23 protein-coding genes and 1 tRNA gene are annotated in these 15,794 nt (G+C 42.3%); all 24 read right to left on the bottom strand.

What is annotated here, in order from left to right:
• Positions 1 to 31 precede the first annotated feature (31 nt).
• Positions 32 to 607: a hypothetical protein gene (locus AC4CUX_RS15385; protein WP_490792531.1), complete on the bottom strand. Its 576-nt coding sequence runs from the start codon at positions 605 to 607 to the stop codon at positions 32 to 34.
• A gap of 29 nt (positions 608 to 636) precedes the next feature.
• Positions 637 to 1,353: a hypothetical protein gene (locus AC4CUX_RS15380; RefSeq protein WP_490792530.1), complete on the bottom strand. Its 717-nt coding sequence runs from the start codon at positions 1,351 to 1,353 to the stop codon at positions 637 to 639.
• A 75-nt stretch (positions 1,354 to 1,428) separates the two neighbouring features.
• Complete coding sequence (locus tag AC4CUX_RS15375) at positions 1,429 to 1,665, bottom strand: hypothetical protein (RefSeq protein WP_057063839.1); 237 nt, start codon at positions 1,663 to 1,665, stop codon at positions 1,429 to 1,431.
• 26 nt (positions 1,666 to 1,691) lie between these two features.
• Positions 1,692 to 2,012, bottom strand: a complete 321-nt coding sequence (locus tag AC4CUX_RS15370) for a hypothetical protein (RefSeq protein ID WP_490792529.1) — start codon at positions 2,010 to 2,012, stop codon at positions 1,692 to 1,694.
• Positions 2,013 to 2,018: 6 nt separating this feature from the next.
• Positions 2,019 to 2,780: a hypothetical protein gene (locus AC4CUX_RS15365; RefSeq protein ID WP_490792528.1), complete on the bottom strand. Its 762-nt coding sequence runs from the start codon at positions 2,778 to 2,780 to the stop codon at positions 2,019 to 2,021.
• Between the two features lie 60 nt (positions 2,781 to 2,840).
• Positions 2,841 to 3,281 (bottom strand): hypothetical protein, encoded by a 441-nt coding sequence (locus tag AC4CUX_RS15360; protein WP_490792527.1) that lies wholly within the window; start codon positions 3,279 to 3,281, stop codon positions 2,841 to 2,843.
• Positions 3,274 to 3,756, bottom strand: coding sequence for a hypothetical protein (locus AC4CUX_RS15355; RefSeq protein WP_490792526.1), 483 nt, complete (start codon positions 3,754 to 3,756; stop codon positions 3,274 to 3,276). Before AC4CUX_RS15355 ends, AC4CUX_RS15360 begins: the two co-directional genes overlap by 8 nt.
• 7 nt (positions 3,757 to 3,763) lie before the next feature.
• A complete protein-coding gene (locus AC4CUX_RS15350) occupies positions 3,764 to 3,961 on the bottom strand; it encodes a hypothetical protein (RefSeq protein ID WP_265758545.1) in 198 nt (65 codons plus the stop codon).
• A gap of 9 nt (positions 3,962 to 3,970) precedes the next feature.
• On the bottom strand, positions 3,971 to 4,354 hold the full coding sequence (locus AC4CUX_RS15345; RefSeq protein ID WP_490792525.1) for a DUF4054 domain-containing protein: 384 nt from the start codon (positions 4,352 to 4,354) through the stop codon (positions 3,971 to 3,973).
• Positions 4,355 to 4,362: 8 nt separating this feature from the next.
• Positions 4,363 to 4,740 carry a hypothetical protein gene (locus tag AC4CUX_RS15340; RefSeq protein ID WP_490792524.1) on the bottom strand — a complete coding sequence of 126 codons (378 nt, stop codon included), beginning with the start codon at positions 4,738 to 4,740 and terminating at the stop codon, positions 4,363 to 4,365.
• Positions 4,741 to 4,753: 13 nt separating this feature from the next.
• Positions 4,754 to 5,749 carry a DUF2184 domain-containing protein gene (locus tag AC4CUX_RS15335; protein WP_490792523.1) on the bottom strand — a complete coding sequence of 332 codons (996 nt, stop codon included), beginning with the start codon at positions 5,747 to 5,749 and terminating at the stop codon, positions 4,754 to 4,756.
• A gap of 6 nt (positions 5,750 to 5,755) precedes the next feature.
• Positions 5,756 to 6,226 (bottom strand): structural cement protein Gp24, encoded by a 471-nt coding sequence (locus AC4CUX_RS15330; protein ID WP_490792522.1) that lies wholly within the window; start codon positions 6,224 to 6,226, stop codon positions 5,756 to 5,758.
• A gap of 14 nt (positions 6,227 to 6,240) precedes the next feature.
• Positions 6,241 to 7,425, bottom strand: coding sequence for a DUF2213 domain-containing protein (locus tag AC4CUX_RS15325; RefSeq protein WP_490792521.1), 1,185 nt, complete (start codon positions 7,423 to 7,425; stop codon positions 6,241 to 6,243).
• A gap of 88 nt (positions 7,426 to 7,513) precedes the next feature.
• Complete coding sequence (locus AC4CUX_RS15320; RefSeq protein ID WP_490792520.1) at positions 7,514 to 8,050, bottom strand: hypothetical protein; 537 nt, start codon at positions 8,048 to 8,050, stop codon at positions 7,514 to 7,516.
• Between the two features lie 32 nt (positions 8,051 to 8,082).
• The gene (locus AC4CUX_RS15315) at positions 8,083 to 8,889 is read right to left on the bottom strand and encodes a phage head morphogenesis protein (protein WP_490792519.1); all 807 of its coding nucleotides are present in this window, start codon (positions 8,887 to 8,889) and stop codon (positions 8,083 to 8,085) included.
• The gene (locus AC4CUX_RS15310; protein ID WP_490792631.1) at positions 8,864 to 10,150 is read right to left on the bottom strand and encodes a DUF1073 domain-containing protein; all 1,287 of its coding nucleotides are present in this window, start codon (positions 10,148 to 10,150) and stop codon (positions 8,864 to 8,866) included. Before AC4CUX_RS15310 ends, AC4CUX_RS15315 begins: the two co-directional genes overlap by 26 nt.
• A gap of 80 nt (positions 10,151 to 10,230) precedes the next feature.
• Positions 10,231 to 11,757: a phage terminase large subunit gene (gene terL, locus AC4CUX_RS15305; protein ID WP_490792518.1), complete on the bottom strand. Its 1,527-nt coding sequence runs from the start codon at positions 11,755 to 11,757 to the stop codon at positions 10,231 to 10,233.
• The gene (locus tag AC4CUX_RS15300; protein WP_125273674.1) at positions 11,735 to 12,211 is read right to left on the bottom strand and encodes a DUF2280 domain-containing protein; all 477 of its coding nucleotides are present in this window, start codon (positions 12,209 to 12,211) and stop codon (positions 11,735 to 11,737) included. The genes terL and AC4CUX_RS15300 overlap by 23 nt, the downstream gene beginning before the upstream one ends.
• A 59-nt stretch (positions 12,212 to 12,270) precedes the next feature.
• Entirely contained in the window at positions 12,271 to 12,912 is a 642-nt protein-coding gene (locus AC4CUX_RS15295; protein WP_489773898.1) for a putative metallopeptidase, read from the bottom strand.
• A complete protein-coding gene (locus tag AC4CUX_RS15290; protein WP_489773899.1) occupies positions 12,872 to 13,309 on the bottom strand; it encodes a PDDEXK family nuclease in 438 nt (145 codons plus the stop codon). The genes AC4CUX_RS15295 and AC4CUX_RS15290 overlap by 41 nt, the downstream gene beginning before the upstream one ends.
• A gap of 271 nt (positions 13,310 to 13,580) precedes the next feature.
• Complete coding sequence (locus tag AC4CUX_RS15285; protein WP_171428497.1) at positions 13,581 to 13,757, bottom strand: hypothetical protein; 177 nt, start codon at positions 13,755 to 13,757, stop codon at positions 13,581 to 13,583.
• Between the two features lie 885 nt (positions 13,758 to 14,642).
• Positions 14,643 to 14,719 (bottom strand) — tRNA-Met (locus AC4CUX_RS15280).
• A 98-nt stretch (positions 14,720 to 14,817) separates the two neighbouring features.
• A complete protein-coding gene (locus AC4CUX_RS15275; protein WP_234303752.1) occupies positions 14,818 to 15,105 on the bottom strand; it encodes a hypothetical protein in 288 nt (95 codons plus the stop codon).
• Between the two features lie 383 nt (positions 15,106 to 15,488).
• The gene (locus AC4CUX_RS15270) at positions 15,489 to 15,725 is read right to left on the bottom strand and encodes a hypothetical protein (protein WP_490792517.1); all 237 of its coding nucleotides are present in this window, start codon (positions 15,723 to 15,725) and stop codon (positions 15,489 to 15,491) included.
• Positions 15,726 to 15,794: the final 69 nt, after the last annotated feature.

Below are 15,794 nucleotides of genomic sequence, written 5' to 3'. Positions count from 1 at the left end.
ACCGCCGTGAGGCGGTTGTTGTGTTAGAACATTATTTTCGCTGTTCTAGTAGTGATTGATGTGTAATTTTCCAAGGCTCAAACCTTTCTCTTTCAAGCTTGTAACGAAATTTATTTGCCGGAAAATTACTTCCTCCATCCTCACCACCATATTTGCTATCTGCATAATCCCAACTTATAACTTCAAAAGTATTACTATCAATTTTCTTAATAGATTCAATATACTTATAGTTCAGGCCAATATTCTGGCCAAAAGCATAATCACTTTGAATTGTATAAGGCTTCCAATCACCACCGTATTTGGCAACTTCAGTAACATAACCAGATAATGTACCTGAGCCTCCAGCACACCCCATGTCACCCCCCCATAAAATATAGAAAACAAAAGACCTATCTTTAAGATTGTACTCAACAGTATGGACATCTTTTATTGTTGTTGGATTACTGTTTTCAGGGTCATTTTCAAATGATGTCATGCAAGCAACCAAGCTTGTATATATTTTCATCATATTGAAAATTTTTTGCTTTTCGTGAATCTCAGATGTATTTGAAAAAGCCGAATGTGATGTAAGCATCAGTCCTAAAAAAACTAATAAAATCTTTCTCATTAGAAAATTATTACCTGTAAAAAATTAAGTTAGTCCTGATCTGTGTGCTTTAATTCAATTTTAGTTCCATCTGTGAACATGATAACTGATGGTTTAAACTCAAATTTAATTTTATCCAAGTCTGTATTCAACAACTTAGTATCTTCTGCCATGAACTCATTATAATCTGTACTTCCTTCATATTTGGCAGTTGATTTAGCTTTAACACCATCATCGTACGAGAGGGTTAAGTTTTTGATAGTGTCACCAAACATATCTTTAAAAGATATTATCCCTTTAAAGCCCGCAATATCTTTGTCACTATGATTTTCAAAAGCTAGTTGGAATCCGATATCAGTAATTTTATCAATATATTCATAGCGAGCATGCCCTGACTTGGAAACAATGGCTGCTGTCAGAATTCCATCCATTTGTTTTTTGACAGCTGCGTTTTCAGCTTCAATCTTTGCTTTTAATTCCTCCTGAGCCTTTTCCTTAGCATCTTTGTCTTCAAGCCATTTTTGTTGTTCTTTAATAGCTTCGCCTACTGTTGTTCCAGCTTCAATACCATCTCCACCGAAAGCAGCTCCCATTCCCTTACGCATCAAGTATTGTGTAAGTAACTTTTTATCTTCTTCATTCAACTTTTCAATTTGAGGTTTGAGCTCTTCCCATTTCTCTGGGTCTGTAGGAATTTGAGCTGATTTTGGATTGCTGCACCCAACTAAAAAAAGACTAATTACCCCAGCCATTAAAATATTTTTCATAAAGAACTCAGTTGATTGTTATATAAGTCATACAAACTTTAACCAACTCAAGTATATAAATCAATCAGGGCAGCCTTAGCCACCCTGAGGAAAGTTCTGCAGATCTGCAAACAAATCATCTTCATCATCGCTTTGCAAATCATCTGAACCGGTACTGTCTTCAATCCCCATAAATGCTTCTAGGATCCGACACAGACGCTGAATGCCAACATGGCTGGGAGGACACTGCTTGTGATACGCATTCAACGCTTTGACTCTTGGGAAATCCAATTCATTACGAACGTAGTCGTAATCCTTGCCTAAAGTCAGCACCAAATGCGTGTACAGCTCCTCCCAGTCTATTCCCCCGAATCAGTTGCCTGCTCGTCTTCACCTGTATAAACCAGACCAGAAGCCCCCATGACCGTCTCAAATACGGCGTTCACGTGGCCAATATCAAGCAGTTCATCAGCAATGTATTCACGGGTAATATCAGGATAGTTGCGCTTTAAAGAGCTATGTGCAACATCTGCCACTAAAGCAAAGTCACTTGGATCAAAGGTTTTAAGCTTTGGCATCAGCTTTTCAGCAGCACCTAATGACAACGGCGCAAAAATCCAAATCTGGCCATTAATTTTGAGTGGATTACCACGTGGGTTTTCGACCTGGTTAAATTGCATTTGATATTACTCCGAAGTAGTCCATTTGAAGACACGGCCTAAATCATCGGCCATTGGTTGGAATTCAAACTCAGGTAGATCGTAATCATCCTGTTTTGAACTGAACGCAAGCTTATTGCTGACACAGCGGAAGAATTCCATACCAAAGAATTTACCTTTGTAGTCACGGAATAGATCAACACTGAATTCAGGTGTGTAACCCATATCCAAGTTGCTTACGACACCGGACTTGGCACCTGCCACCGTTGCTGAGTATTTAAAGCTGATAAATACCGTTTTACCCACATCAGCTGCTGCAAAGGTATAAACACCTGTTGCTTCATCCACACTGTATTGACCTGCAACTGGCTCATTCGCCACACGCTTTAATGGAATCGCTTTAGCATCAGTCACACCTAAATCTTTTACGAATGTACCGCTATTCGGAACGACTGGCGTAACTGACGCTGCAACGACTTCACCATTGATGGTTTGTGCGACTGCAGTAATACCGCCTTCAATGACCACGCCACCAAAGAAAATGGAATTCAACAATGCGCCGTTGATACGACCCATTGTCGCTTTACACTTAATCGAACCTTTACCACGTGCGGCATCCACGGCGAACTGACCACGGCCATAGAGTTCTTTTAAGTCATAACTGATATCAACTGACGTTGACTGCAGTACGCCGACTTCTACCGGTGTGCCGTTGGTGATTGGATTACCGTGCACATCCTGTAATGGTGTGGCAAAGATTTTACCGGCACCAAATAAATATTGAGCCATATCGACCTCTTAAAAATGAGAAAACCGCCGTAGTGGCGGTCATGGAATTTATAAATTGCTTTAGGTAGTGGTGAGGATCCGGATCGGAATGATGGCAATCCCTTGGTCATCGAGCATGTTTTCCACTGCCTCAAAAACTTCGATCGTACCCTCGATCCAACAATGCTCGACCAATCCACCTAAGGTTTGGTATTCGCAGATATCAGGATTGTCCGGTACAAGCTTGGCACGCACTTGATCAATCATCTGATTCAACTGTACCGACGGCGGTATCGTTGGATCTGATTCATGAATGTAAACGTATACTTCTGCTTCAAGTTCAACCTTAGCATCCAAGCCTTTCACTGGTGCTTCGGTTTGATTGCCTTGCGTCACGAATAAGGCAGGACGGTCATCAGGTGCTACATGATTGAAATGCTTTAAACGGCGACTGGTGGTTTTAATCCCATCAATGCCTGAAAGACGGTCAAACAATGCCTGGTAAATGGCTTCACTATTCACTGCTCAATCCTCTTTCAATTGCAGCATCAATATTCTTCGGCACAATCTTCGCCACCTCATCCAATGAATCACGCATAAAACGGCGCTCTTTCATATCCACTTTACGCGAATGAGCTTTGATCATGATTTGACGCGGTGTGATTGGCTGACCAAAGACTTTCTTGATCATCCGAAGATGCGCCTTAATCGCCAAAGCACCTTTAAGCCCAAATTCATGAGCAAAGGCATACGGTACCAAAGCACCACCAGCACCGACTGTCCCCTCGATCCAGTCCTTATCCTCTTCCACTTTGGATGAAACAGATCCTCTTAAACGTCCAGACTGCACATTCAAACGCTGACCTGTCAGCATGTCTTCCTGAATGGTGCGCTGAAGTTTAAGTGTGAGTGCATTTACCGTGCGCCGTATTTCAGCACGTACACGCTCATTGACCTCGTTAAAATCAACATCAGCATCAACACGGTAATCACTCATACATCACCTACTTTGCAGCAGCAGTTTCCTTTTTAGGTTCTGCTTTGGTTTCAGGTACCGCACGTGTAAAACCTAATGGCTGTAATGCATAGAAAATATCTACATCAGATTCAATCGTGTGCTTAGTTGTGATGTGATAAGTCTGACCCGCACATTCAACGGAAGTGCCTTGAAAATGCACTGGTGCTTGATACTTAAATGACATGCCTTGCTCCTAAACAACAAAAGCACCAACGCCCAAACGATTGGGATTGGTACCATCATTGCCGATTGGAATTGAATTTTTTAATGCCAGGTAACGCTGGCCATAAATGCTTTGGTTATAAAATGCATCGGTACCAGAACGTGAAAAGCTCACACTCTGACCTGCAATGGTCATACTCGAGGCATCTGAAAAGCTGTTACCTGACTTTGATTTGAGTGCAACCTTAAGAATATGTGCTGCATATAGACCCACAGCACGTTCTTTCAGATCACCAAATTCAAGTGACTTCACAACGAGATCCGCTTCCTCTAATGCGTCTGCAATTTCTGTATCAGAAAGATTCATCAGCGCCGTGTCGTACTTGAACTTCAATTTAAAAGCTTGTGGGTCCATAGCTCACCTTATGCAGTCGCTTGAGCAAGTTTTTCTTGCAGCTGCTCAAGGGTTTCATCTTCAGCAAAGGTGATTTCAAGCTCAGTCAGTGCTTTACGCACGTCATCAATCGTGAGCTCGGCAAGTTTGGATTCATCCTTGCCTTTGCCATCGTCAATTTTGTTTTGATTTGGCTTTCCACGACCACTTGAAGCAGACTTTGGTTCAGCAATTTCTTCAATATTCAGCTCACCCACATCAATCAAATGCTTAGCGAACTTATTTTTTTGAAGTGCCTTGTGTTGGTCAGCTTCAAGTAATACGGCGATGCCTGTTGGTAAAGTTGCCACACCCGCAAAAACAAAAGCGGCATTAGAGCCGCTGTATTTATATGAATATTTAGCCATGTGGTTTTAATCCTTATGCATGGTCAAGGTAACGAAGCGAATCAACACGCTTCAGCCAAACGCCCTGGTATTTGTAGTGACCAGGTACAAGCACATCCAAGCCTTTCGGTTGCGCCGTCAAGAACTCAACGCTATTACCTTTGAACTGGATACATGATGGATCACGGCGGTAGATGATCGAACGGTCTGCGTTTGCAGTGCCTTTACCATTGCCACGACCAGAACCACGGATGGCTAATGGTTTGCCTTGAGTTGAGAAGATATTGTTTTCTTCAATGTACTTCAGGAATGTTTTACCACCTGAATCTGGCACGACACGTGTCGATAAGTGAGTGTACTGCGCTGATGCCATTAAGTAAGTGTCAGGCTCAATTGAAGAATCACCATCAAACAAATCTGACGAATCAGCCAATGAGTTATTGAAGTCGGATAAAACTTCTTCAATGGTCGCCGTAGCCCAATTATGCTGACCTGTCACGATGGTCACGCCTGTTTGGTTTAAGAAACCATTCACTTTTTCAAGCTGTCCACTGGCATTTGCTTTGGTGTAACCGTACCAAGCCACATTCGACATGTGCTTTTCAGCAGCCAAGTTTGCAGCCTGAACTTTATCCGCTTCAAGCGTGAGGTTCATTTGCTGTGCAGTCGCCAATTCAACCACTGAATATTGGTAGCCGATCACACCTACTTTCACCGGCAGGCTTACAGTGTCGTATTCAACTTCTGCAAGTGGAATATCATCACCAGTACCTGCGTAGTCTTCACCAATACCCACACCTTTTTTACGAGATAGGATTTCACCACCACCATAGACCGCATTTACATTGGTCACTGGAATAAACTTGGCATAGTCAAGGACCTGCGCCAGCTGCGGTGTAATTTCGTTTTGTTCTTCGATCTTGACGAAGAGCTGCGCCAATGCATCCATGTTGAACGCATCGCCAACTTGTGCCTGAATGGCATGTGAAATCGGCGTTAAACGCGCTTTCATTTTTGCTAATTTGCTCATGTTTTATTAAGCTCCACGAAGATTAAGAAGTGCTAAACCATCGGCACCAGTCACAGATTCCCATACTGCCCCTGGTAATTCGGTACCATCTATTGAAGATGAGGAAAGAGAACCTAACGGCGCTATAGTCGTACCGTTTGCAGTTTTCACGTAAACGGCTGCGGTAATGTCAGTGATTGGCGCTGTAGGCTTGACCCAGATCGCGCCTTCAAACATCACAGGGACCATATCAGCGGCTTTATAGGCTTCTTTACCGGCAGTAGTTTTACCAGTCTTACCTACCCCATGACGCACCACAACACCGAAACGTGTAGGTGTAGCACCTGCAATAGCGGTTACAGATTTGCCATCAGTCGTGCGGACAACTACATCACCGTCATTGACTAAAGTCAGACCTGAAAGCGGTAATGACAGTACAACTTCTTTGGCAGTTAAACGGCCACGCTGACCGACTACCGCATTTAATTGCTGAACCATGATTTAAGTTCTCCTTAAATTGTTTTGTATGCAGCAGACTTGTCATAACCCTTATTTTCTTTAGGGTCCTGATTATTGTTTTGCTGTTGTTGCTGTTGATGTAATACATCACCCACTGCATTGCCGGGTGTGGTCGACTTCACTGCTGACAGTGCGCGGAATACCGTGTCGATCTGTTCAGGCTTAGCATCACCGACGGTGACACCACCGAGTACAGCAGTCACCAATGTGTCACCTGCTTTGGCTGCAATCACGTCACGTTTAATTTGTTCACATGAACAGCCTTCAGTTTTGATCCCTGGTACCAATGCAACGGCGTCCGCAACCACTGACGCACGTTCAGCGACGACCTGATCAAGTTTTTCAGGTGTGATTTGGTTTTTCTCAAGATCACCGACTTTTTGCTTAAGTTCTGCATTTTCAGTCTGCAAGGTATCAACCACTGCTTGTACAGCTGGCAATTCATCACCGATGGCAAATTGTTTATCACCGACTTTGAGTTTTGCTGCTTTTAAGTTTTCAAGCTGGTCTTCTTGTTGCTTTACAGCATCAGCTAGCGCTTGGTTGTCACCAATCTCAAAGCGAATACCGTTTACTTTAATTTCCATCTTCTTCCCCTTTGGGTTTGGTTTATGGTCACCGACGCGACAATCACCGCCACAGCGACCGTATTTCACCAGCGCCACGTGATTGCCTTTAAAATTGATAAATTTGGCTTGATACGGCGTACCATCAGGTGCCGTGCCTTGTTCAAGGACGAGATCAGCTGCGTAGCCCAATGAGATCTCAACACGCTCATTGTTCTGAATAGCATTAATACTGTTCTGATCCTTGATGATCAGATCACCCAGCATGAATTCACCCTCTTGGCGCACATTCTCACAATCGCCAATGTGGTAGTCCTTCCAGTTGGAAGCATTGATTTCATTTTTAGGTGGGTGATAGTCCGTTGCGTCTACGCCGTCGAATCCTTTAATGACTTCAGGCTTAAATAGATCCTCAGCTGCCACATAGACATTGATAACCTGATCTGCTGAATAGCCTTCCAAATTCGGAAATTCATAAGCGTAGTACTGACGTACTTGAGGTGCTTTGGCCAAGCGAACACTGACGCATTTCAAATACCCTTCTTTGGTAAATGAGCGTGTGCTTTCACTCGGTGCAAAGTCACCAATTTTAAGTTGGTAAATGTGTTTCATAAATTTAGCTCAATAAAAAAGAGCCTTATCGGCTCTTGGGTATATAGGTAATAAAAAATCCACCTAAGTGGGTTGGTGGAATTAATACTTACATATCTATTGGTATACCAGTTCTTATCAAATACTCTGAACCAATGAACTCTGGATAAAAGAAAACGCTCTCTGGCATATCCTTATAATAACCAAATAGAATTCTCCCTCTCCAACTTTCATATTTTGTAGTGAAAAATGTTGGATCAAGAATAATTCCACCTGGTAAAGTTATCCAACAATGAAGATTTATAGGCAATTTAACTTGCCCTAACTCCAACTGACGTAATCTTTGATCCATTGATTGATGAAACACAGGCTGACCATCATCAATTACATGTCCTATGGTGATTAAGGCGCAATCCTCTTTAAAAAAATCATTAACTAAATCCCTTAGCCAGTGCGAAACTTTAAAGCAATTACCAAGCACCCCTTCATTTTGTTTTAAATGGATATGTAACTTGAAGAGATAGTCATCAAAGTCTTCTCCTAGCTCCATTCTGTTCAAGTTTAAAATAAAATCTTCAGGAATAAGGTTAAGCTCTCTGCTACGTTCGCATGCTTGTGTTAAACAAGAAATATAATCTGGTTTCAATTTTTATCTTATGTGATTGTGGTAATAATCAACTATATCAAAATATCCTCATAATTCGGCACTGCTGTACACCGACACCCAATCTTTTGACCAGGATGACCACCCTTAGGCGGCGTATCCCATCGAAAGGTTTTACCATTGTGACTGGCACATAGTGGGCGCACACGATCATCGTGTGAATCTAACCAATCATATGTTTCCACGCCCATTGAAGTCTGACGCTTTTTGTTAATCCCACCATTGATCTTGCCCATCTGGTCACGAGCAATCAGCCGTGCTCGATTATCTGTACTATGCCCAAGCTTTTTGATTTCCTGAGCAAGGTCATCATTGGTCTGCCCAGTCTGCAAAGCATTCATCACCAAGGCTTCAAGCTTATCGGCGTATTGACTTGGAATAGACTTAATCAAAGCCACATTGGCTTCAACCTGCTTATCAATCTCGTCCTGAATATCGACACCGCGATAAAACGGCGTTAAATCCACACCAAGAATAGACTTGGTATGGCTGGCAATCTGCTTATCAACTTCTTTACTGGTATCAGTAACCACCTTAGTGGCCAATGGGCGTGAAACCTCAATCGTGTACTTGATCATCTTTTCACGTAGAGCCGTGAATAGATCAGTAACCCAACCATCCCCGATGTTATAGCCCACAGTAGGTAAAATAAAAGCCTTGGTTTGTTCCTGGCAAAACTTTGATACTTCTAAAAGCTGACGTGTATAAAACAACTCAACACGGCGATTTACTTTGACTGCCTTGGGTTTTGCCTTGCGCCCTCTTTTACTTTTCTTAATTTGCTGTAACTGAGGTTTAAGGATCTGGATTATCGTCGTCATTTGGCTTCACCATTGTTTCCAGCTCTTTGATGTGCTTCTCATCAATGACTGAGTAAACACCATCAATTTGGAGCTGCCTTGCGATCTGAGGCTCAGTGATGATTGCCATGTTCAAATATTTCTCATCACGCTCTGCATTGGCTTTTTCGACCTCTGAGCGGACTTTGGCATCCAATTGCCATAAAGGATTAAACACCACATCCAAATCAGTAAGCTGACGGCCAAATGTGGACTGGCAGATGATAGAGAGAAACTTCATCAAGATCGGCTTAAGCATCCACTCTTGCTTGGTTGCTATCGAATCATAGTAATTACGAGTGTCATGCTCACCAGTTGCATTCATCCCTGCAGGTGATTGGCCAAACAGGATCGTATAAGGGATATCTGCAGCGCCAGCGGTCTGAACTGAAAATTCCCGCATCATGTCAGGCAAGCCTGCAAAGTTATATGATTTGGAGCTGTACTCTTCCTCTGCATCGAGAACCAACATGCCATTCAAGCTTTTCATCAAGCCTACTGACATAAAGCGCTCCATGACGCCTTTCATATCCTCTTTGATCTTATCTACTAACTGAGGTGTCTGAATGACATCGATCTTCGCTTCATGGACAAGGCTGGCAGATCCGCGCTTTACGCTGGCATGGTCAAGCAGATCTTCAAACACTTCTTGCAGGATGCTTTGCGGCTCTTCATTTACCACATCAGCATGGGCAATACGGATTAAGCGTGAATGGTGAATGCGCTTCTTCGCCTCATTCCCCATTTTCATGTCGTAAAATTCAGGCTGTTTGAGTAATCCACAACATGCCGACGGCGGTAAATACGAGTTCTTATCAGGTGTGATGTATTTCTTTTTCACGACCGTAAAGAACTCTAATCGACCTTGGCCAAGCTTAGAAATATCTAAAGGCTGGTCTAAATTACCACCATCAGCAGTGCCAAGCAAAATGTACACAACGCCGTAGAGGCGAGAAAGAATCAGGCCTGATAAAAGCACATGCTCTAAGTGAAACGCCTTACACGCTTCCTCAAGCCGTTTTAGATCATCACCTTGAATGCCTTCATAGAACCAACCTGCACGAAGCATGTCCGAAGCAGGACGGTTGACGATACGCCGTGCAAGCCAGTTTTGGTACACCGCTTCAAGCTGTTCATCATCAATGTCTTTACGTACGAACTTTCCAGCACTGGCTTTATCGCGCTCAGTACCAATATTCGATACCAAGTTGGTATATGCACCAGCATCACCAATGGCATTCATTGCCTGTTTTACTGCATCTGCCACAAGCGTTTTAATTTTACCGCCTGTATCAGACTTTTTATCTTTAGCCATAAATACCTCTAATCAAATACAGTCGGCTTTTTCGCAAGTGAATCGTTAATCGCATCGATGGTAGGGTCCCATTGGTCATCATGCTCATGTGACATGCTGGCAGTCAGCCCCTCGATCTCTTCCACATAGTTCAATAGCCACGGCGCACTTACAGGCAACATGACACGACCATCTTCAACGTAGAACACCACGTCCATGGTACGAGTCAGCTTGTCTGTATCACGCTGAATCGCCTTGATTGGTAATGTGGTATCTCGCGAAATGTTTTGAATCAGCATCGTTCCAGATGCTTTATCCTCGATGGCCATGTATCGAAGCTTGCCGATCTTGGTATTGCTTTCCTTATGCTTATTGATGAAAGCCTTAGCTTCCTTAATCAGCTCAGGTGCTTCCCATTTGCCACGGCGCACGTCAATGATGTACAGACGATTGTCATGACCAAGACCAGCACATAAGAACACTGAATAATCGTTATGCTCTTTAGTCTTTTGCGCCGTATCTGCCCAGATCGCACGCCACTTGAGTGGAGGCAATTCGAGATAGCGACCAAACCATTCAGCCTTAACAAGATCACCACCGAGCTTTTTAGGCTCTTGCTGATACTGGCTGCTGAATGTGTAACGCGATACCGTAGCACCGTCTTTGTCCTGTCCACCTTTCTCTAACTGCAGCAATGACTGCAATGATTCTTTCAGCGGCCAATAGCTTTGACGTCCTTTCTCATCACGTTCGACATCACGTGGCACTTTCTTACGAATATGCTCAGGCAATGAGTTGATATAGTCATCATCAATCAGTGCCGGTATCGAGATCTGATGCCATTTCCCTGGCACGTTGCCAGTCATCACAAAGTTAGTCGGATCCTCAACGTGTAAACGCTGCATGATCAGAATAATCGGTGTGGATGACTTGGCTTTACGTGAATTGACCGTGTTCAGAATCTTACGGTTTGCCTTGTTACGTGCCGTCTTACTAAATGCATCCTCAGGCTTAAGCGGATCGTCTAGGATAATTGCACCTGTGAATCCATTATCAGCCAATGTACCTGCACGGCGGCCCGTAACCTGACCACCCATCGAAGCAGAATAAACATGCCCTGCTTCATAGCCATCTACAGTCGTTTTCCAACTGGCCTTAGCATCTGTATTGGTTGAGATCTTCACTGGCCATAAGCCCTGAAAATCAGCCGATTTAACGATGTTTCGTGCTGTAGATGACACATCCTCAACTAGAGATTGTGAGAATGATAAATATAAGAATCTTGAACGCTGGTTCCGTGCAATACCGCGCGGGATCAAATTGGTCAGCAGCTCAGTTTTACCAGAACCAGGAGGAACATTAATTACGAGGTTTTCAATCCGCCCAGCAATAACCTCGTCAATCGCCCAAGCCATATACTCATGGTGCCAATTGACTGAGAACTTAAACCCCATGCGGGGCTTAAAGAATGCACGTGTAAAAAACAGGTGCTCATCTTCACACTTCATGCGCTTTGCTTTGAGTTTTACAGGATCAATATTCACTCTCGAGTTCATTTATTGCCTGCCTTATCTGCTCATCAGTAGCGGTCACAGGAGTGACGTTTTCACTCTGCAATGGGCCACCACCAGCGCCTGTAATTTCTTGCTTATTGGTATATTTACCACCCATATCTTCAGCTGCTTGCTTGAGAATGCTTAGCGCTGCTACTCGGTTTTTGCCATGCTTTTGGTATTGGTTTTCCAATCTCTGCAATCGAACAGTCAGGTTAGCAATTGGAATGTTTTGCGGCGCTTCTAAAAAATCTTTACGGGTAGCCTCAAATTCAGCTTTTAATTCAGCGCTTAAGTCTTTGCCAACGCGCTTGGTTGGGTCATAAGCTTCACACTGCTGACGGCTTACATCAATCGTAAATTCTTCTTTGACGAGCAGTACGGTTTCCTGAGGTGTATTAAACTGTGCAAGTGACCGCACAATAAAGAGTTTTTGCTTTTTATTTAAAGTAGCCATTTCCTTCTATCCGTCAAAGTACGTCAAAGAAGACGGCCAAATAAAAAGAGCCCAAAGGCTCAATTGATCACACAGTTCCCACAACACGCAGACACATTAAAATCAGATACAAACGGCGCATTCTTTGAGATTTCGACTAAGCGCTTGACACTCTCGTTTGCACCCCAACGTTTGACCACGCCATAGAACTCTTCAACGTCATGACCCGCTAAGTAATGCTTTGGTAAGCCAGTATTGTCGCTGTACATGATTTCGTCGTCTTGATCACGTTCTACGCCAATGTGGTAAAGCTCATGCTCGATCAAGGCACAGAAGTCATGATCTGAAGCTTGCTCACAGAATGAGGCATCGATGGTAATTAGATAAACAGGCACACAACCAAACCAGTCTCGCATCTGCTGTTCCTGCCGGGCTTTCTTCCATCCACCTTGGTTAAACATCACTTTTTCACATTGACCGAGTACCATGCGTTTCTTTGACTGGCATGCAGATGATGCCCAAGCAAAAGCTAAGAAGGTTTCATCGTCGTGTAGTAGCTCAGAGATATGGTCATGATCTGGATTGTGGAGGTGGCCACCAATGGTCAAATAGTTTTTAATCACCCATTCTTTTAATTCCACGGCGGGCGCAAGGCGAATTGCTTCTTCTTCCTCAGCCTGATCAATAAGATCCGTCGGTGGGAATGGTCTGATCTGTTCCATCTTCTAATCTCTCTAACTGCGACTTGATCCACCGAATCACACCACCCGACTCAATTGCATGTGGCTCAAAACGCTGAATCTTGTAACCCATATCTTCAGCCAGATCATACTTATTAAATGCGTTTGCTATCTTTCTTCCACCACGCCCGACAGCCCAAGGACTACCTGCTATTTCAATAAGAAGTCTCAGCTTCACAATATAAAAATCGAATCGCCAGTTTTTAGTGGATTCAAATTGAAATTTACGCTCATAGCCAATCAGGTGTTCTTCTAACTCCTGAAATAAAGTCTCTTCAGCTTCTAGGTATTTTTCTTTTGCTTTAGGAAGAGGTTTAGAGCGTGGTTTGGTTTTAGGTGGGCGCTTTTTTGTTTTCCAGAAATAGTCGTCTGCGTTCATATTTTGCGCCCATTAAAAAACCACCCGAAGGTGGTTTAGTTTAAAACAACATCGACATCTGCCCAAACTCATAAATCGTTAATGCAAGGACAAAGGCCGAAACCGAGATTATAAGCACATCTTGTGAAGCCATACTTTTCTCCCTTTATTGTTCTTTTTTTATACTCTCACAATTAAAAAAATTATCAACACTAAAAGAATACATTTCTCACAATTTACAGTGATAGATATGTAAGAAATTATACAAAGACGATGTATTAGTTAATTTTAGTTAATTATCGCATAGGGTTGTTCTTAGATTCTTAACCCGCTCTTTCAACTTAATCATAATGCCATCTATTGCCAGCATCTCATCCCGTGTCAAACCCGAACGGCTGAGATTCTGATACTTAGACAGCTCAGCACTGCAAAACTCTAAGTCTTTTTTAGCTTGTACTTTGTCTGTCATAGCATCCACCCAATAAGAAAAGAAAAACCCCGCCAATAATGCATATTGAGCGGGGTTTTATGTGCCGTAATCCGTTCGGCAAATGACTAAGGAAACGTAGCGAAAGGCCTTATATTTCTTTCAAACAATCACGGCATTCTTTGACTTCACCGTCAATCTCAGTTGCACCATGAAGGCCAAATAAACAAATTAACAATTGAAGCATTTCGTTCTCCTACAATCATATATTTATTACAAAACCCAACACTAACTAAATTGTTTAGAAGCCATGCAGAGCAGCTTTTTGAACAATTTTATCGAAGTTTGAGTGTGAAGCGTGTTTGCTAGCAATGCGCTTTGATCTATAGCAGCAACTTGCCATAACACCAATACCTAATAAAGTTAGTAGCTTCATCTTTAATTCCATCCATGTAGAATATTTAATTAAAAATATCACCCGAAATTGTATCTATCCAATCTCATTTTGATGAATTATTGTTCACTATGTAACTTAATAAGGATGTGGTGATCTGCCACACCCCTGCCTATAGTTCGATATTAATCAGCTCGGCAACTGATCTACCGCTACTCACAATCACATTAACCTTACATGCACGGTCAACTTCACTTGCTTTCATTCTCTTTAAGGTCGGGTTGCCAAGCCCTAGCTGGAATTGCCTAAACCATCTAGGCGTTTACTCAAGGCATGTTCTGTAAGCTGGCACACTCACAGGATAGGGTTGCCAAATTTCGGCAACAAAAAAGCCCAGTCATTTGACCGAGCTTTGATGTATGTAAAATCTGGGTGGCGGCATTAAATTTTAAACCACTACGAATAAAGTCAAGCCGCCATAAAAAAAGCCTAATCCACGGGGACTAGGCTATAAACTTTGAATCTTTTTTCGTTGGTAGCGGGAGCTGGATTTGAACCAACGACCTTCGGGTTATGAGCCCGACGAGCTACCAGACTGCTCCATCCCGCATCAACGAGTTAGCTTTATACGCCCTAAGCAACCACAAAGCAAACTTTATTTGAAATATAAGCACTTATAGTATTAACGAAATTCAAAATATCTTAAGCCTACCCTAAAATTGCTTCAGTTATAAATGCTGGATGAGATGCTCGATAGAGGCTCAATCTTCTCTTTTCACCCTCTAAAAACAACTTGGGTTCTTCTGACCATATTGATTTTCTCGAATCAAGCCCGGATAGACCTAATGCCCAATCAGAAACAGCCCCATAAACAAAAGTATTATCAGCGAAAATTAATTTGGTCTTGTTATGTGTACTATTTATAAGAACTTTATGTGTTGGTAATGAACCGAATATACTCATCTGAGTGTAAATGTATTTATAGATTTCAGGCATATAGAGGAGCACTTAAAAGAGAGTGTCACTATACCATCTTAGTTGTTTAAAAAGCCCATCAAAGCCCATGCAATTTGTATACAGCAATAAAAAAGCCCTACATCTCTGTAAGGCTTTTCCCCTTGGTCATTTGCGCCGATACAAGGAATCGTTGTTTTTTTATTTACAACAAAATAATTAAATCATTAATCGTATAAAAAATGAAGCAAAAAAAAACCTGCAACTTGGGGAAGATGCAGGTATAAACTGATATTAACTATCATGGAGAACTTAATACCACTAATATACTTGGTTTATATTGAGATCTCATTCACATTTTATTCCAAATTATTTAGGAATAAAAAAAAGCCCACCATTTGGCGAGCTTTCCTTGATGCTTAAACCTATTTTTGACACTTCACTTCAAGCTGGTATTCGTCTTGGGTAACCTTAATTTTAATATTTTTATATTTTCGTTTGTTTGGATCCATTGCCGATCCTGCTACTTCCTCAAAAAAGCTACGATCATTCATTAGCTCGCCATACGCTTTATAACCCAACAAAATCTTTTCAGGTTTTTTGCCGTTAACTACTAATTCACTAAGAGTATCATCTAATTTCTTGACAGTTAGAATTGCCATTTCAGTTAAAGCTCAAAACAAAAATTCATTATCGCTTATTTTCATGAACAAACTATGTCAAAAAAAAGC

The sequence above is a fragment of the Acinetobacter sp. 231_lipA genome (assembly GCF_058243005.1).
The sequence above is the reverse complement of the archived record's forward strand: the minus strand, read 5'-3'. Positions and strand labels throughout refer to the sequence as shown.

What these genes read in the sequence shown, in the direction of transcription:
- AC4CUX_RS15385 (WP_490792531.1), bottom strand. Translation starts at nt 607, where the DNA reads ATGAGAAAGATTTTATTAGTTTTTTTAGGACTGATGCTTACATCACAT.
- AC4CUX_RS15380 (WP_490792530.1), bottom strand. Translation starts at nt 1,353, where the DNA reads ATGAAAAATATTTTAATGGCTGGGGTAATTAGTCTTTTTTTAGTTGGG.
- AC4CUX_RS15370 (WP_490792529.1), bottom strand. Translation starts at nt 2,012, where the DNA reads ATGCAATTTAACCAGGTCGAAAACCCACGTGGTAATCCACTCAAAATT.
- AC4CUX_RS15365 (WP_490792528.1), bottom strand. Translation starts at nt 2,780, where the DNA reads ATGGCTCAATATTTATTTGGTGCCGGTAAAATCTTTGCCACACCATTA.
- AC4CUX_RS15355 (WP_490792526.1), bottom strand. Translation starts at nt 3,756, where the DNA reads ATGAGTGATTACCGTGTTGATGCTGATGTTGATTTTAACGAGGTCAAT.
- AC4CUX_RS15350 (WP_265758545.1), bottom strand. Translation starts at nt 3,961, where the DNA reads ATGTCATTTAAGTATCAAGCACCAGTGCATTTTCAAGGCACTTCCGTT.
- AC4CUX_RS15345 (WP_490792525.1), bottom strand. Translation starts at nt 4,354, where the DNA reads ATGGACCCACAAGCTTTTAAATTGAAGTTCAAGTACGACACGGCGCTG.
- AC4CUX_RS15340 (WP_490792524.1), bottom strand. Translation starts at nt 4,740, where the DNA reads ATGGCTAAATATTCATATAAATACAGCGGCTCTAATGCCGCTTTTGTT.
- AC4CUX_RS15335 (WP_490792523.1), bottom strand. Translation starts at nt 5,749, where the DNA reads ATGAGCAAATTAGCAAAAATGAAAGCGCGTTTAACGCCGATTTCACAT.
- AC4CUX_RS15330 (WP_490792522.1), bottom strand. Translation starts at nt 6,226, where the DNA reads ATGGTTCAGCAATTAAATGCGGTAGTCGGTCAGCGTGGCCGTTTAACT.
- AC4CUX_RS15325 (WP_490792521.1), bottom strand. Translation starts at nt 7,425, where the DNA reads ATGAAACACATTTACCAACTTAAAATTGGTGACTTTGCACCGAGTGAA.
- AC4CUX_RS15315 (WP_490792519.1), bottom strand. Translation starts at nt 8,889, where the DNA reads ATGACGACGATAATCCAGATCCTTAAACCTCAGTTACAGCAAATTAAG.
- AC4CUX_RS15310 (WP_490792631.1), bottom strand. Translation starts at nt 10,150, where the DNA reads ATGAATGCCATTGGTGATGCTGGTGCATATACCAACTTGGTATCGAAT.
- terL (WP_490792518.1), bottom strand. Translation starts at nt 11,757, where the DNA reads ATGAACTCGAGAGTGAATATTGATCCTGTAAAACTCAAAGCAAAGCGC.
- AC4CUX_RS15300 (WP_125273674.1), bottom strand. Translation starts at nt 12,211, where the DNA reads ATGGCTACTTTAAATAAAAAGCAAAAACTCTTTATTGTGCGGTCACTT.
- AC4CUX_RS15295 (WP_489773898.1), bottom strand. Translation starts at nt 12,912, where the DNA reads ATGGAACAGATCAGACCATTCCCACCGACGGATCTTATTGATCAGGCT.
- AC4CUX_RS15290 (WP_489773899.1), bottom strand. Translation starts at nt 13,309, where the DNA reads ATGAACGCAGACGACTATTTCTGGAAAACAAAAAAGCGCCCACCTAAA.
- AC4CUX_RS15285 (WP_171428497.1), bottom strand. Translation starts at nt 13,757, where the DNA reads ATGACAGACAAAGTACAAGCTAAAAAAGACTTAGAGTTTTGCAGTGCT.
- AC4CUX_RS15275 (WP_234303752.1), bottom strand. Translation starts at nt 15,105, where the DNA reads ATGCCTGAAATCTATAAATACATTTACACTCAGATGAGTATATTCGGT.
- AC4CUX_RS15270 (WP_490792517.1), bottom strand. Translation starts at nt 15,725, where the DNA reads ATGGCAATTCTAACTGTCAAGAAATTAGATGATACTCTTAGTGAATTA.